Origin of the sequence: Candidatus Koribacter versatilis Ellin345, assembly GCF_000014005.1 — a bacterium.
Classification (GTDB): Bacteria; Acidobacteriota; Terriglobia; order Terriglobales; family Acidobacteriaceae; genus Korobacter; species Korobacter versatilis_A.
In genome coordinates, this window is sequence record NC_008009.1 from 3,481,648 (window position 1) to 3,497,611 (window position 15,964).

Below are 15,964 nucleotides of genomic sequence, written 5' to 3' on the forward strand. Positions count from 1 at the left end.
ATGACCGACAACCCAGATCTTGCCTATCGAGAAAACGAAGCGCTAGCGACCGATCCACTAGGACTGGTTGTGGTGCTGTATGACATGTTGCTCAAGGACCTGCACGAAGCTGTCGTCTCCGTGTCGGCAGGCGACGTCGAAAAGCGCTCTAATGCAGTTCGGCACTGTTTGCTCGTGCTCCAGGAGTTACAAGGTACCTTGGACTTCGAGCGTGGTGGCGTGGTCGCCGAGAACCTCGACCGTTTCTACAACTTCATACGCGCCAAATTGCTGGAGGGCCAGATCAAAGCGTCGTCGGAGATTTTCGAGCAGCAGATCACGCTGGTCGCATCCATCCGAGAAGCATGGCAACAGGTAAGACGCGACCAACTTGCAACGGAAGTCGGGTCGAGTGATACGGCGCCGATCATTCCCGGTCCACTGGTTGACGTTGAGACGACCGTAGCAGCCCATTGGAGCGCTTAAGGTGATGAGCGTTGAAGAGGCCGTGCACGCAGCAATCGAAGCCATCGAGGTCTTCCTACAGGAAACGCAAGGCTCGCCAAGAAACCTGACCGCCCAAAAGCTGCGCGAACTCTCCTACCGGATCGAGCAAGCCCGCAGCATTCGGGCTTATACCGCAAGTTCAGCCAGTTCGGATCTGCGTCCCATCCGCGAATCGTATCGAGCAAGCCTAGAGCGCTTGCGGAAGCGGCTCTCCGAAAGCGAACTTGCGCTCCGTGCCGAAAGTAGCAGTCTCGCGGAGGAAAACGAACGTCTCACTTCGGTTCGAGATTGGCACACACAGTTCAGAGCCACACAGTAGGCACATGTGGCTCCTGCTCAAACGCATGCAGCAGGTTCAATTCGTGATATCCGCGGAAACAACGGCCGATTGCCGCCATCAATAAGCGAGCGCTGTACGGCTTTGCCAGGAAGTACGTTTGCATGGCGGGATCCTCAGGAACAACGGCGCCAAATCCTGAAATGAAGAGAATCGGCACGCGCTTGTCTTGGAGCCGAATTGCCTTTGCCAAGGTAAAGCCGTCCGGGCCAGGCATGGTCAAGTCGGTGATCACCAAACCTACTTCCTTCGAGGCCCGGCTGAATTGATCCAATCCTGATTCAGCACGCTCGGCAGTCAGGACGCGATAGCCTTCCCCTTCGAGGATTTCACGGGTGGAATTGCGTACGAAGTTGTCGTCCTCGACCAACAGAATGCTGTTCCGGTGCCGGAGCTTCGTCGCGTTTCGGCCAAACACTGGAAATTCAAAATTGCAATAAAGCGCATCTTGCTCAAAGAAGTACTTCAGGGCAACGGAGTGCGCGATGAGTTCGTGCTCTGCCTGACCCATCCTGTCGGCCCAAGTGTGGTCTACCGCGAGCGGTCGACGATTGGCGGATACGGACGTTTCCATGCTGATCACCAGGCGACAGTCACTTCGATCGCGATCGTCTGCGTAATGCACATGAAGCCGATGACACTCGGCGCTGGAGCCGATTTCTGCCAACAGTTCCACAGCGACCGACAACCACTTCAATGCTCCCGTGTGCAGTATGACCGGCGGAACATAGTCCGGGAGTTTCTCTTCAAACGTGCATCCCGGGAGGGATCGTTTCACGCAATTCAGCAGTTCTTCACCCTTATAAATTTCGGTTCTGTCGTTCATCTGAATTCTCCGCCTCCTCGTACGCAATTCAAGAAGCACGACAGTTGCCAATCGTCGATTTCGAAGTTTCCTCGTGTTCTCAACAATTCGACGCCGGACGACCGAGTGAAGTCTTCCCGAGGAGTTCCCAATTTTGTTGCGAATTTCGTTTCGGTTCCTATATAGGTTCCGGCATCCGGACCGTTCGTTTACGAGACGTGACATGGGAATTTGCCGCGTATCAGGTATCATTCAGGGTTTTCTTTAACTCACTGGAGGGCAGCCTTGCATTCACACGTACCTCGTGTCCCCTATCGCATCTCCCTATTTGTGTTTCTCGCATTGTTTTCCTGCTCTGCATACGCTCAACAGCGCGGCGAGACCGTGGACCTGGGCATGGTCACGCAGATTCGGCAGGAAGGATTCCGGAACTCGCAAGTCATGCAAACCGCCAGCGCAATCGTCGACGGTATCGGCGAACGGCTAAGTGGGTCGCCGAATGTCAAGAAAGCGAACGAATGGACCCGGGATCAATTCACCAAGTGGGGGTTGCAAAACGCTCACCTTGAGGGCTACAAGTTCGGGCGCGGGTGGCAGAACGAATTCACGTCGGTCCGAATGGTCTCGCCCGACTTCATGGAACTTATTGCCTACCCGAAGGCCTGGACGCCGGGAACGAGTGGCGCGATTAAGGCGCCGGCCGTGCGCGTAGTCGCGAAGTCACCTGCCGACTTCGAAAAGTATCGCGGCAAGCTCTCCGGCAAAATCGTTCTCTATGGCGATATGCCGGAAGTGAAGCCGCAAGCGGAAGCCGCCATGAGCCGTTATGACGAGAAGAAACTCGCCGACATCGGCCATTACGAGATCCCAAGCGAGAAGCCGCGATTCAGTCCTGAGGAATTTAAGAATCGTCTAGCGCTACGGAAAGCGGCGGACGAGTTCTTCGTCAAGGAGAATGTTGTCGCTGTGATTGACGCCAGCCGCGGCGATGGCGGTACCGTTTTCGTACAGAGCGCCGGTTCGTATAAAGAAGGTGAGCCGGAGGTCGCGCCGTCGCTCTCGATGGCGGTGGAACATTTCGGCCGCATCGCGCGACTGCTGGAGCGCGGAGGAAATGTCGAACTTGAAGTAAATGTTCAGAACAAGTTCTACACAGACGACCCGACGGCTTACGACACCGTCGCCGAAATCCCCGGCTCTGACAAGAAAGATGAGCTGGTAATGGTCGGAGCGCACCTCGATTCCTGGCATGCCGGCACCGGTGCCACGGACAATGCTGCCGGATGCGCGGTGACGATGGAAGCAGTGCGCATTTTGCAGGCACTTGGCGTGAAGCCGCGGCGGACTATCCGTATCGCACTATGGACAGGCGAGGAAGAGGGATTGCTCGGCTCGCGCGCGTATGTCGAGCAACACTTTGGGTCGCGACCGGAGAGCACTGATCCGAAGGAAAAAGACCTGCCGTCGTTCCTGCGCAAGCCGGGAACTCCACTCACCCTCAAGCCGGAGCAGAAGCAGGTTTCGGCATACTTCAACATCGACAATGGAAGCGGTAAGGTCCGCGGCATTTACCTGCAGGAGAACGCCGCCGTTGCACCGATCTTCACCGAGTGGCTAAAGCCATTCCATGATCTCGGCGCCGATACGATCACGTATCGCAACACGGGCGGCACGGACCACCTCTCGTTCGATGCGGTAGGTATTCCGGGTTTCCAGTTCATCCAGGACCCGATTGAGTATGAGACTCGCACTCACCACTCGAATATGGATGTGTACGAACGCCTGCAACGTGACGATCTGATGCAAGCTTCGGTAGTACTCGCATCGTTCATCTATAACGCAGCAATGCGCGACGACATGATGCCGCGCAAGCCGCTACCGAAGGATGCGGTGCTCCCGCCCGCATCCGCGGCTCCGGCAAAGACCCCTGCAAAGAAAAAGTAGCGTGAGCAACAAAGACGGCGGACCGCGGTCCACCGTCTTTGTTGCTCGAAGATTATGCCCCGCCGCGGACGGTCAGCACCGGACAGCGTGCATGCGAAAGAACGTAGCTCGCGACACTCCATGGCAAATGCGAGGTGGCGTGATGTCCGGCATGTACACCCATTACCAGCAGGTCGGCTTCGAGATCGGTCGCAATCCGAACGATGTCTGGTCCTGGTGATCCGAATTCGACTTTAAAGTCCGGATGACTTCCTTCCATGCCTTCGGGGATTAGCTCCTTCATGCGCGCTACAGATTCATGAACGAGCTGGTCGGCAGAGTCTGCCGGAAGGCTGGCCGAGTGAGCTATCACGTGCAGGAACGTTGTCTGCGAATGGTGTTCCTGCGTAAACATCAGCGCGTAGGGTAAGGCGTGCAGCGATCCAGTCGAAAAGTCGGTGGCGAAAACAATCCGCCACATCTTCTGCCGTGGGAGCGATGGCGGAATGACCTCCGGCCCGATGGTGAGCACTGGGCACTTCACAGTGCGGTAGATTTCCTCAGCGATTGAACCGACGAGCAGCTTGTGTAAGACGCCGCGGCCACGGGTTCCAAGGACTACGAGGTCGATGCGTTTGTCAGCGACAACCTGGCGGATTACATCCCAGACTTCGCCATCCATCACAATCGCTTGGTGTGGGATTTCCTTCAAAGATTGTTTCGCGACGAATCTCTGCATTTCCTGGCCTGCGCCCTTGCGGAGAACGTCAGTTTGATCCGGTACAGGTTCTATAGGTACGACGGCAGGCATTGGCGGCACGGCGTGCGCCACAAAAAGCGTCGCGTTATAGCGGGTTGCGAACTCCAACGCGAACGGCAGAGCGCGTTCGGAGGTCGAGGAGAAGTCGGTCGCGAACAGCACGTTCTGGATCGCGATCAGTGCAGGGCGCTCGGTGATCAGCATAGGCCACCCCCTTCATCGGATGGGCTTCGGCACAGTAAAGCCTATTCTTTTCTGCCCACGATGCAGTGATCCCCATCACATCGCAAGCCCATTTAGGGTCTAGCCAAAGCGGACCAACCCGCAAGTCGTTGTAATGCCAAGAGCACCATGGAGCGATGCAGTGGTGTTTTGAAACGCCGACTGAAATTTTCCAACTCGTTCCACAACCTACCGAGGTAGTTTTGGACGTCGGCACAATCGTCGGACGCCGATCGGGCGCTCCAGGACAGGCGCGGCAGTAGGCACGGCGAATGAAGGAGAGTCGCGGGGAGAACCGTAACACCGTGGGCTGAGAGGCTATCCACCGCGCCGGATGACAGACCCGGTGCGACCAACTCCGCAAGGACGGTTGCGCGCACCGTCGCCGCATTCCCCTCCGTAATTTCTGTCCGGCCGGAAGCCAGAATTAACAAATCGGCAGGGGTCGAGAGAACATCCGCGTAAGCGACGTGTTCCCCGCCGGGGTACTCGGCGAGCAGCCCGCTGCGTTCGATGTGGGTCCACAGATCACCGAGTTCGTCTTTTGCTTGCAAGAGTAATCCACCGGATTCATCGGCGATACCGACGATCGCCGCGCCTTCCTGCAGGAACGCTTCGACTACGCACCGCGACAGGGGTTGCGTACCGACGATTACAACTCTGGAGCCGCGCAAAGCTTTGCCGCATGCGTTCAGAGCACTCGCGCACAACGTGACAGCACTGAGAGCGACATGATTGTTGTTCGCCACGTAGTATTCCGTTGCAGGAACCCGCGGAAACTCGAGATCGGGGCTCAATTCCCCGTGCACCATCCAAGCGGCGAACGCTGCTGAGGGCGGGTCCGCCGCCACGAGCCGAGCGCGCGGAAAGTATCGTCCAAGGTCGGAGCTGCACTCCCGCGCCAGCATCCAGAGCTCGCGCTCGGAATACGTTTCGGGAGGGATACGCACCGCTATCGCCGAGGCACTTTCTTGGAGGCCCGCCAGTGCCGCCCGCATTTGCAAATCCCGTGCTTGCGCATCCGCAGAACGCTGTGAACCCGCGGTGCCCAAGTTGACCGACAAAATCGTGGAGTTGGAAGCAGGTCCGTAGCTACAGCCATAGATAGGAACAATCTCCGTACCAGCCGACGTCACCATCGGACGTCGCATCACAAGCTCCATCTGCGGAGTTCGCAACGATCGTAAGAGTTCCGGTGACACGTCGAGGACTTGCGCAGCGCGTTCCCACTCGAGCGATTCTTCAAACGAAGCCGATTCGGACATCAAGAACGTTTCTGCTGTACTCATTTTGTTCTCACGCTAATTCGCCCGGGGAATCTGAGGAGGGGCTGGATCAATGCAACCAGGTTCGGCCCATGCAGGCCCTCTCTCATCACCTCCGGGCGAAACCTTGAGCTACGCTCTCGCGACGGCGCCGTTGTCAGACAGCCAACGCTCCGGCTTCATCACCCGCTTGATCCGCGGCATGATATCGAGATAGAGCACCGCGTAACGGAACGCCACTACGCATCCCGCAATCATCAGTAACGTGGTCGCAAGCTCCGACCACTTCGGGGTGTAAAGGGTGTTCATCGAGCGTTCGAACGCGGTAATGCAAACGTTCAACCGGTTCACGACAAAACCCGCTACAACCATGCAGCACGTCCAATACAGATACATCGGCGTATTCACGATTTTGTTGAATTGCAGCAGGATCAACGGAATGATCGCCAACAACGAAACTTCCAACCAGAAGAACGCGGTCTCACGCACCGGGAGGAACAAGTAACGTGCGCCGCCGGTGTGAATCAGGTCCAGTCCGCGGAAGATCACGTAAACAAGGAGCAGCAGCGAAATAACTCGGCCCAGTTCGCGCAGGATGGAATAGTCAATGCGTGCATCGAGCGATCGCATGCTGAGATGCAGCGCGATTACGGTCATCGCCAGGCCGCCGGCAATTGCCGACAGAAAGAACAGAGCGTGGATGTTGTGCGTGTACCAGAGCGGATACAACTTGCCCGGAGCGATGAGGAAGAGTCCACCGAGGAAGGACTGGTGCATCGAGGAAAGCAACACGCCAGCCATCACCACCCCGACCGTTACCCGGTGATGCCAATGCAGCACCAGTTCGCGCGTCTTCCGCCAGGGGATCTTCTCGATCAGTGCGGGACAGAATTCCAGAGTGAGCACCGTCGTATAAGTCGCCACGCACAGCGCAACGTCAAACAACATTGAATTGTGGTTCCAATAGATGAGGATGTGCCAGCACCGCCACGGAAGTCCGAGTTCGTAGAAGTAGCCCACACACACACTGCAATAACCGAGGAACCCAAGCAACACAGCCGTGCGAACGATGGGCCGATAGCGCTCCATGCCGAGCACGTACACCGCACCTGAGAGCGCGAAAGCTCCCGCAGAGAGGCCGACGCCGCAAAGGGTCCCGAAGCCTACCCACATTCCCCAGGGCATTCCATCAGAGAGGTTCGAACTTCCGTGCAGTCCTGCGGCAAACCGCAGATACGTGGCATATGCTCCGGCGATGAAGATTAACAGCGTGAGAACGCGCCAAATGGAAATCCTTGGAAGCTTTTCGGTCATCATGGCTAGCGACCTCCCTTATCGTTCTTCTGATCGCGTTCGAGTGCTTCAGAAAGCGCCACTTCTTTGCGACGCTGCGTCACCCAGTACAGGCCAGCAAGGATCGAACCACCAACTGTTACCACCATCGGCGCGTCGCCCATCGCGGTTGCGGTAAGCGTGCGGAGTGGGACGCGGTCCTGCGAAGTCGGTTTGAAGCCTAGCTTCTCGAACTCGACATCGGAGATATAAAACACCGACGTGCCTCCCAACTCTTCCGTTCCGTAGATTCGCTGTACGTAGCTTGGGTCGTCCCGCAGGCGCTTCCAGGCTTCGGCGAGCATTTCTGTCCGAGTGCCAAACACCGTCGCGCTCGCGGGACAAGCTTCCGCGCAGGCGGTCTGTTTGCCTTGCTTTACGCGTTCGGCGCACATATCGCACTTTTTCACGAAAGGCGCGAGCTTCGTCCATTCATACCGCGGTACGGAATATGGACACGCCACCATGCAGTACCGGCAGCCAATGCATTTGTCCGCGTCATAGGTAACCGGACCAAATGAATTCTTCTGCAAGGCGCCGACCGGACAAGCGCTGGCGCACGTCGGATCCTGGCAGTGCATACACAGTTTGCGGACGTTGCGTCCACCCTTCTCCTGCACCACTGTCAACGCGGTGTACGACAGATCGGCCTCGTGTTGTACCGGAAAGTTGTGCACAGTCTGGCAAGCCTGCTCGCACGCCTGGCACCCGATGCAAGACTTCACATCGATCAAAAGTGCAAATTGCTTCTCCATTTTCTTCTCCTCTCTTCGGCCCGGAATAACGGTGTTCTATGTAAGAAAGAATTCGCGAACAATCCGTTCCTGGGTTGCGGGATCCATTTGCGACAGCAGTCCGCTCACGGGCATGCCGCCGTCTTGGGCCATTGCCGGGGTGTACTGGCTTGCGAGCGCGCCGAGCCGGTTCAGGGTGTTCTGCATCCACGGCGCAACGAGTGGCCCTTGGATGAGGTTCTTCATGTTCGTGTGCATGTCGGGCGATTTCACGACGCACACCCAGCCGTCTTTATAAGGATCGCTACCCACGGATGAAGGGTTCTTGATGACCTGGTGGTTTAGCGAAACCACGACGCCCTCGATCGGCGAGAGCATGTCAACGGAAGTCCCGTTGTGCGTGACCGTCCACAACTTCTGGCCCTGGCGCACCCAGCGGTTCAATTCGACAGTCTCGATGCGGTCAATCTTGCCGAACAACTGCGCGGCAAACGAATCCATGCCCACTCGAGCGTTCTGGTGGCCTTCATCGGCCACCCAAGTGTGGCCGGGATGGAAGGAATAGCCGGTAGGAATTTCGAAGCCGGCAAGCTTTGCCATGACCGGAGCCGTCCGCGGACGCGGCGCTTCCGGTTGCATCTGCATTTCTTCGGTAGGACGACGGAAGTACGTAACGGTAATAATCAGTAGGAAAGTAAGAAGTACGAATAGGATTGACATGACGCCCTCCCTGGCTAAGTTCACTCCAGTTGGGCGGTTCGAACCGAACTCCATGCAGGCCCTGGACCGCTCACCCTTCTTCTATGCAGTCACATTGCCATGTTCATGATTTCCTGAATTCATTGATAACAAGGCAGATGCGTGTTTTAGCAACGGAGTGTTCCCAGTTCGGGCTCATGCATTTCGCTGAGGTGCTGCATTTTGCAGAGGTAGGGTCGCTGCATTTTGCGCGTGTCGCACGGGCGTGCGATCACGCTTCGATTTGCGCTACCACGAGGGTGATATCGTCGTCGGCGTCTTCGTTCTCAGGGCGTCCCGACCACTTTAGTAACCTCGTCAGCAGATCGCCGGCAAGTTCGTCTGATGACGTCTGCCCGTGCTCGCTGAGAAACTTCTCCACTCCTTCAATCCCCAGGAACTCACCTTCGACATTCGCAGTCTCGACGATGCCATCCGTGTAAAGCACAACGCGATCGCCAATATTGAGAGGAAGTTCAACCGATGCATACTGCGCTACCGGCATAAAGCTGAGAATCAACCCATTCTCCTCGACCCTCCGCACTTCGCCATTCCTGTCGCTCCCAATCAGAATCGGCGGATGCCCAGCACCCGCGTACCTCAGGACCTTTTTCTCCAAATCGAGATACACGTACGCGGCGGTCACAAAGTGGTCCGAAAACTTTCCGCAGAGGGTCTGGTTGAGTCCATCGAGTACTTTCGACGGGTCCGCCACGTTCTGTTCTTGGGCATGGAACGCGATCTTGAGCATGGAGGAGATCAATGCGGCTGGCATGCCGTGTCCCGAAACGTCGGCTACAAGCACGCCGACATGTTTATCATCCGGCACAATGAAGTCGTAAAAGTCGCCGGCAACCGCCGTCATCGGAATGTAGCGTGCCGCGATATCGAGACCTGCTAACTTAGGAACTTCGCGCGGAATAATCGAGAGCTGAATATTTCGCGCACATTCCATCTCTTCGTGAATACGTTTGAGCTGCTCCGCAATTTGTTTCTGTGCAGTCCGCAAGCTCATGTGCATGTTCACACGCGCCTGCACCACCAGTGGCGAGAACGGCTTGTGGATATAGTCCGCTGCACCGACCGCGAAACCTTTGGTCTCCTCTGCGACCTCTGTCTGTCCGGTAAGAAAGATGACGGGGATATCCTTCGTCGCAGCGTTCTCTTTGAGACGCGCGCAAACTTCGTACCCGTTGATTCCCGGCATCATCACGTCGAGCAAGATCAGGTCCGGGTGAGGAGTGGCCACAGCAAGTTCAATCGCCTTTTCGCCATTGGTAGCAATGCGAACCTTATACGTATCCTTGAGGATCGAGTATGCGATTTCGAGGTTCTGTGGTTCATCGTCAACGGCAAGAATTACTTTCTTTTCGTCGGTATTTGCCATCTGAGCTCAAATTATTGGGTGGATAGCCAATCGGTAACTGGGAGAACTAGCAGGGGCCCTTCCATCAGGTTCCAAAGCTCTGCGCAGCAGCCCGCGAATTCCAGCCGCAGCTTTCGAATTTGCCCCATCCAGCTTTGGATTTGCGCGAGCATGGATGTATGGAAAACGACGCGGGTAACAGCATCTTTCCCAACACGGCAAGCGGCCCCAAACGCGACGCCGATCAAACAGACGGCCAGCGCGAAGTTGACACGACTGGCGGCGGTGCCGATGTCATCAATCCCGGCGGCGTTCCCAGCGGTTTGGGTGATCGGGTGAATCCATCGGCACCGACCACCGGGACCGAAGGTTGGGGCTCTGGTAAGGGTGAAGAAAACATTGCCATGACCAACGTCGCGGCCAACAATCCTCCGGCAAAGGGAAATCGTCAGCATCCCGAAGCCGGCCAACCGAAAGACATCCGCCACGACGACTTGCGCAAGCAGGCCGACAAGAAGGCAAGCTAACGAGGCAACTGCGTATGACAAATCCGAACGAGCAGAATCGAGAACGCACTTTCCGCTGTGCTGATGCCGGCTTCAAAGAATGCAACTGGCAGACCAGCGGACGCAGTGACAACGAAATCATGGACCACGTGAAGGAACACGGTCGTGAGGCCCACGGCATTACGAATTTCGACGACAACATGCGCCGCAAGGTTCAGGAAAACATTCACGACCGCCGCGCAGCCTAAGCTCCCTCCTCCTCACGCACGCAGAAAAAGGACGGCCACCTCGGCCGTCCTTCTCCGTTACTCACAAAAACCTAAAGTGTCAGGTGAGGATTCGCGAGTTCTTCCGTGCGCAAACGGCGCTCGTTTATGTGCTTTACAGCGAACACCCCTGTAATGCTCGTTCCGCAGTGGCGGCACTTCCCTTCGACAAGATCGTTGGCGATGATCGAGTGCCACGAGCGTTTGATAATCCGCTTCCTGCAGCCCGGACAAATCGTGTCGCCGCCATCGCTGAAAATGTTTCCCTCGTACACGAACTTCAATCCCATTTCCATCGCGAGTTTGCGAGCTCGATGCAGCGTCTCCGGCGGCGTGGCGGGCTTATCCATCAATTTGAAATCCGGGTGGAAAGCTGTGAAGTGCAGAGGAACATCGTCACCGAGGTTTTCGAGAATCCAATCGACGAGCTGCCGGAACTCCTCTTGCTCGTCATTCAGCGTCGGGATGATGAGATTGGTGATCTCGAACCAGACACCCGTCTCGTGCCGCAACCACTTCAAAGTCTCGAGCACTGGCTGAAGATGCGTGAGCGTCACCTTCGAGTAGAACTTCTCAGTGAAGGCTTTCAGGTCAATATTCGCGGCGTCGATGTGCCGATACACATCGAAAAACGCTTCACGCGTGATATAGCCATTCGAGACCATCACGTTATTCAATCCAGCGGCGTGCGCCGCGCGCGCGATATCGATTACATATTCGCCCCAGATAGTCGGTTCGTTGTAAGTGAAGGCCAAGTGCGGGACCCGACGCTCAATCGCAAGCTCTACCACGTCCTCGGGCGAAAGATCCGCCGCATGAACCTGGTCCGACTTCGCCTTGGAGATGTCCCAGTTCTGGCAAAAGAAGCACCCCATGTTGCAGCCTGCGGTGCCCATCGACAGTATTCGCGTTCCCGGGAAGAAGTGGTTCAGCGGCTTCTTTTCGACGGGATCAATATTCACCGCCGCCGGCCGGCCATAGCCGAGCTGATATAGATGGCCATCAATATTCTTCCGAATGAAACAGAAACCGGTCTGCCCTTCTCCGACATGGCAATGCCGCGGGCACAGATAACAGTGCAGACGGCCATCGGCCATCGTCTCCCACCAGCGTGCCTCATGAAGTTTGGACATGTTTACTTCCGAGTAACTAGCTAAATCTTATTTTACGCCGGTCGGAAGCAAAAGAAGTGGGGCGCCACGCTTGAGTGCGTTTGGGAGGCGCCCCGTTGTGGATTTGGGTCTAGTTGCTTACATAGACGACTTCCGCGAGAAAACGTTCCAAGCTTTTCCACCGATGCAGGACAAAGCTGGGACGAACTGCTACTTTTTGCGCGTCGCCCTTTTGTGTGCCGGGGCAGCGCTGGTGCTCTGCCCCACACTCAAGTTGGCCGGAATCCCCAGAAGAATCTCACCTGCCAGCGGCAGAGGCACTGGACCGAGATCCAACGCCCGGTTGTGAAATTCCAGATTCGTAAATGCCGTTCCCTTCGCCTTCTTGTACTTCGCCCGCAGATCGTTCCAGCCGCGGATGCCTACGTAGTAGGTCGGAAGCTGCGTTGCAGTTAGCTTTGCACGTTGAAGTTTTCCTTGAGCTTCTGCGTCAGTCTGAAAGGCCTGCTTGGTCATGAGCGACATGGCTTCGTCGTCGCTCATATCCATTGTGTGCATGCGGATGTCCAGGATTGTGTTAGCCAACACGCGCAGACGAATCTTCTTCATGATCAGCCGGAAACGCGGATCGTTGTCAGCAAACCCAGCGTCGAGCATGATGCCCGCAATGTACTCGGCCCAGCCTTCCACGTACGGGCCGTTGCCGTAATACGCGCGCAATAACCTGCGCATCGGAGGCTCCACGTTATTCGCGTGCTCGAATTGGATGTAATGTCCCGGAAGCGCTTCGTGAATGGTCAGCCAGTGCAGCGTGTAGTTGTTGTACTCGCGCAGCTTCGACTCGGCCTTTTCATCCGCCGTCTTAGGATCGATCGGGGTGACCCAGTACTGCGCCTGGGTATTGGGATCAAGCGGCGGCGGCGCGTGGAAACCTGCCACCGAATAAACGCCGCGCATGAAGTCCGGAGTTGCAACCACCTTCAGATTGTTTCGCGCACTCAGTGCGACGATCTTGTGTTCGCGAATGAAATCAATAATGTTCTGGAGATCGCCCTGAATGTAGTCCATCAACTGATCGCGCTGCGGATGTTCCTGCCCCAGGCGGTCCAGGACCTCGCCAATAATTTTGTTTTCGCGATCCACTCCGCTCAGGTCGGCGTGATCGGTGTGGTCTGGATACATGTCCTTGTGCATCGGTACCGCAATTTCCAGCATCTCCGCCCGGACGCTCGTCATATCCGTTTCGGCATCGGTGAGTAGCACGTCCGGAGTAACGTTCGTCTCCATCACCAGGCGGAAACGCTCGGCATACCACTCCTTCCCCAACCGCCAGTTGCGGCCGTTCGTCGGACGGTTCGCCAAGTCGGTCTGCATCCACTGCGAGAAATCCGTCAGCGCCTTCTTTGCCGCCGGTGCGAAGCGATCGTACTTCTGACGCACCGCTCCACTCGCCGGGAGCTCTTTGCCGATGTCATCAATCATCCCGAGATTGCCGCTGTTTTCTTCCACCGCAACTTTGATGTAGATCGGATCTGAGTCCATGAGTTGTTGCTTAGCTTGCCCAATGAAGCGCGCAATCTGCGCGATGCGCGACACTGCATCTGCCATGCGCTGATCTTTTGGCGCATATTCCTGCGACATGTTGAGGAACAACCCGTTGCCGATCAACTCCACCCAGCCGGTCGGATTGTGCTTGTAGTTCTGGACTTTCTCCAATTCGAGCAAGTTGTTCGAGATTCCGTCGTCCAGAAGAATCCAGTCGGCATGGCCCTGAGCGTCGAGGCTTTTGTACGGCGCCTGGCTCCGCAACCGCTCGCGCCAGTGGCGATAGAACTTCAACTGTTCCGCGAGGTCTTCGGTACCCATCTCATCGAGCTCGGCATCAAGGCGAACCGTGCGTCCGCTCGTCGGATCGACATACGTGTGGTATCCCGCCCCAGAAGCTGATACCGGTGAAAGTTGAAGTGATTCATGAAGGAACTGTTCGGAGAGCTTGGCCAGCCGTTCGCTCGGAGTTCCGGTCACAGGCGCCTCGGGTGTGGTTTTGTGGGACTGCGCGAAGAGGAATGAGCAGCAGGATACAAAGAAGACGCAGAGGAGTATTCGGGCGACCTTCATGACAACCTCGATACGAATTGTGAAACGAGCAAGAAAGAACCCGCCAAGTATAAATGGCGGGTTCTCTCGGAATAGCGCGGCCTACTTAACCGGAGTGATCTCCCCTGCCGCTTTGGGATTGCGCTTCGCGGATGCCCATCCGCCCTCACGTACCTGTTCTTCTTCGATCTGCCGAAGGCGTGCCGAGAGCACTCCTGCGCGCCCGAGATAGCCGAGAATCTTCGTCGGATCCTTGCGGTCCACGACCGGCAATCGCCCAACCCCTGCCCGTAACATGCGTGAGGCCGCGTGGAAAAGGAGTTCATCCTCATAGGCAGTCAGCAGGCTTGTCGTACCAGCTTGCAGAACGGTCTGGGTTCCTGCATCCTCAGATTCCATCGCGCGCAGCAGGTCACCGCGCGTGATCAACCCCTTGAGCTTTCCGGCATCATCCACGATCAGTACGCCTTGATGGCGGGAGAGTATCGGATCGTGCTGCGCCAACCGCTCGGCCATTTCGCGTACCAGCATCGTTTCCGGCACCCTCGGCGGTTCGGTAACCATCGCCTGCGAGACCGTCATCTGCCGCAGGATGTCGGGTTCGAACTCAGAGTGGATCTTCAATCCGCGTCGCGCGAGTTTCTCGGTCATGATCGAGTTTTCGCTAAATGCGAGCGCAATGCCGTCCGCGATGACCGCCACCAGCATCAGCGGCAGGATCGAGTTGTAATCGCGCGTGATCTCGAACGCGAAGATAATGAACGCGAACGTCGCACGCGACGCCGCACCGAAGACCGCGCCCATCGCCACCAACGCAAATGCCGCCGGCGAGATCCCCGCTCCCGGGATGAAGTGGTTGATGATCATCGCCACTGCCGATCCCATCGCCGCACTGGCCATGAACATTGGAGCCAGCAATCCACCCGAAGTCCCGGAGCCGATCGTCACCAGGAGAACGAGCGCTTTAAAGATCATTACTGCCAGCAGTACTTTGAACACGAGGTGAGTATTGAGAATGTCGGAGATGGTGTCGTATCCCACGCCGAGGACGCGCGGTACAAAATAGCCAACGACGCCGAGGACCACGCAGCCGATTGCCGGCCACCACATCCAGTCAATCGGCAGCTTTTCAAATTGATCTTCCACCCAATAGAGAAGCTTCGAGAAACCGACAGCTGAGAACCCGCAGATCGCACCCAACAGCAAATACCATGGCAACACCCGCGGGATACCAAAATCAATGGCGCCAACCTCGAACATGGGTCCGCGTCCCATCAGCACAAAGTGCAGACTCGTCGCGATCGTGCTCGCAATAACCAACGGGATAAATGACCGCGCTTTGAATTCGAAGAGGATGAGTTCGATGGCGAGAATTACTGCTGCAATCGGCGTACTGAACGTCGCCGCCATGCCGGCCGCAGCACCGCAGCCGAGAAGAACTTTTCGCTCTGACGCGGTTGTCTGTATCACCTGGCCGATCAGCGATCCAATCGCTCCGCCGGTCTGAATGATCGGGCCCTCGGCTCCGAACGGTCCACCCGTGCCAATCGCAATCGCTGCCGACAGCGGCTTCAAGATCGCGACCTTTGGCTCAATCCGGCTGCGGTTTACCAGCACGGCTTCCATCGCTTCGGGAATGCCATGGCCGCGGATCTTGGACGATCCATACTTCGCCATCACGCCAACAATCAACCCGCCGACCACTGGAACGAGGATCACCCACAGCCCGAGCTGATGATTCCGCGGGCTATGAAACGTAAAGCTGATCGTGTGATAGAACGCTACATTGGTGAAGAAACCAATGAGGTGGTAAAGCAGCCACGCAACAAACCCGGCGGCCGTACCGATGATGGCCGCCAGGAATGAAACGAGATGAATGCGGAACTCCGAGCTTTCCGCCGCGAGTTGGCCCGCGGGATTCAGAGTTGCAGGGTGTCGCGTCAATGGCCCTCCTCCAAACGCCGATCTTCCAGCCCTGAATAGTCAGAGTTGGCGAGCGCATGGCGAATTTGCCG

At 56.8% G+C, this 15,964-nt stretch carries 14 protein-coding genes; 4 read left to right on the plus strand and 10 right to left on the minus strand.

From position 1 onward, the window contains the following. Entirely contained in the window at window positions 1–465 is a 465-nt protein-coding gene (gene fliS, locus ACID345_RS15145; protein WP_011523739.1) for a flagellar export chaperone FliS, read from the plus strand. Between the two features lie 323 nt (window positions 466–788). On the opposite strand, the gene ACID345_RS15155 is transcribed toward fliS, so the two are convergent. After that, window positions 789–1,649: a response regulator gene (locus ACID345_RS15155; RefSeq protein ID WP_011523741.1), complete on the minus strand. Its 861-nt coding sequence runs from the start codon at window positions 1,647–1,649 to the stop codon at window positions 789–791. 264 nt (window positions 1,650–1,913) lie between these two features. Here ACID345_RS15155 and ACID345_RS15160 point away from each other — a divergent pair, with 264 nt between their 5' ends. Further along, window positions 1,914–3,572 (plus strand): M20/M25/M40 family metallo-hydrolase, encoded by a 1,659-nt coding sequence (locus ACID345_RS15160; RefSeq protein WP_011523742.1) that lies wholly within the window; start codon window positions 1,914–1,916, stop codon window positions 3,570–3,572. Between the two features lie 52 nt (window positions 3,573–3,624). Here ACID345_RS15160 and ACID345_RS15165 read toward each other — a convergent pair whose 3' ends face one another. The 6 genes from ACID345_RS15165 to ACID345_RS15190 all read right to left on the minus strand — a co-directional run bounded on the left by ACID345_RS15165 (window position 3,625) and on the right by ACID345_RS15190 (window position 9,989). Further along, complete coding sequence (locus ACID345_RS15165; RefSeq protein WP_011523743.1) at window positions 3,625–4,515, minus strand: universal stress protein; 891 nt, start codon at window positions 4,513–4,515, stop codon at window positions 3,625–3,627. A 92-nt stretch (window positions 4,516–4,607) separates the two neighbouring features. Beyond that, window positions 4,608–5,822: a glutamate dehydrogenase gene (locus tag ACID345_RS15170; RefSeq protein ID WP_011523744.1), complete on the minus strand. Its 1,215-nt coding sequence runs from the start codon at window positions 5,820–5,822 to the stop codon at window positions 4,608–4,610. 108 nt (window positions 5,823–5,930) lie between these two features. Further along, window positions 5,931–7,115, minus strand: coding sequence for an NrfD/PsrC family molybdoenzyme membrane anchor subunit (nrfD, locus tag ACID345_RS15175; RefSeq protein ID WP_011523745.1), 1,185 nt, complete (start codon window positions 7,113–7,115; stop codon window positions 5,931–5,933). Between the two features lie 2 nt (window positions 7,116–7,117). Beyond that, entirely contained in the window at window positions 7,118–7,885 is a 768-nt protein-coding gene (locus tag ACID345_RS15180) for a 4Fe-4S dicluster domain-containing protein (RefSeq protein ID WP_011523746.1), read from the minus strand. 36 nt (window positions 7,886–7,921) lie between these two features. Further along, entirely contained in the window at window positions 7,922–8,584 is a 663-nt protein-coding gene (locus tag ACID345_RS15185) for a glycine cleavage system protein H (protein WP_011523747.1), read from the minus strand. Between the two features lie 250 nt (window positions 8,585–8,834). Beyond that, on the minus strand, window positions 8,835–9,989 hold the full coding sequence (locus ACID345_RS15190; RefSeq protein WP_011523748.1) for a PP2C family protein-serine/threonine phosphatase: 1,155 nt from the start codon (window positions 9,987–9,989) through the stop codon (window positions 8,835–8,837). Window positions 9,990–10,147: 158 nt separating this feature from the next. On the opposite strand from ACID345_RS15190, the gene ACID345_RS15195 reads away from it, so the two are divergent. Together ACID345_RS15195 and ACID345_RS15200 are read left to right on the plus strand one after the other, a co-directional pair. After that, a complete protein-coding gene (locus tag ACID345_RS15195; RefSeq protein WP_011523749.1) occupies window positions 10,148–10,495 on the plus strand; it encodes a hypothetical protein in 348 nt (115 codons plus the stop codon). A gap of 14 nt (window positions 10,496–10,509) precedes the next feature. Further along, complete coding sequence (locus tag ACID345_RS15200; protein WP_041855759.1) at window positions 10,510–10,722, plus strand: DUF1059 domain-containing protein; 213 nt, start codon at window positions 10,510–10,512, stop codon at window positions 10,720–10,722. Window positions 10,723–10,793: 71 nt separating this feature from the next. On the opposite strand, the gene amrS is transcribed toward ACID345_RS15200, so the two are convergent. The 3 genes from amrS to ACID345_RS15215 form a co-directional block, all read right to left on the minus strand. Then, complete coding sequence (amrS, locus tag ACID345_RS15205) at window positions 10,794–11,873, minus strand: AmmeMemoRadiSam system radical SAM enzyme (protein WP_083763769.1); 1,080 nt, start codon at window positions 11,871–11,873, stop codon at window positions 10,794–10,796. A gap of 189 nt (window positions 11,874–12,062) precedes the next feature. Further along, window positions 12,063–13,877: a DUF885 domain-containing protein gene (locus tag ACID345_RS15210; RefSeq protein WP_228370656.1), complete on the minus strand. Its 1,815-nt coding sequence runs from the start codon at window positions 13,875–13,877 to the stop codon at window positions 12,063–12,065. Between the two features lie 174 nt (window positions 13,878–14,051). After that, window positions 14,052–15,893, minus strand: a complete 1,842-nt coding sequence (locus tag ACID345_RS15215; RefSeq protein WP_011523752.1) for a chloride channel protein — start codon at window positions 15,891–15,893, stop codon at window positions 14,052–14,054. Window positions 15,894–15,964: the final 71 nt, after the last annotated feature.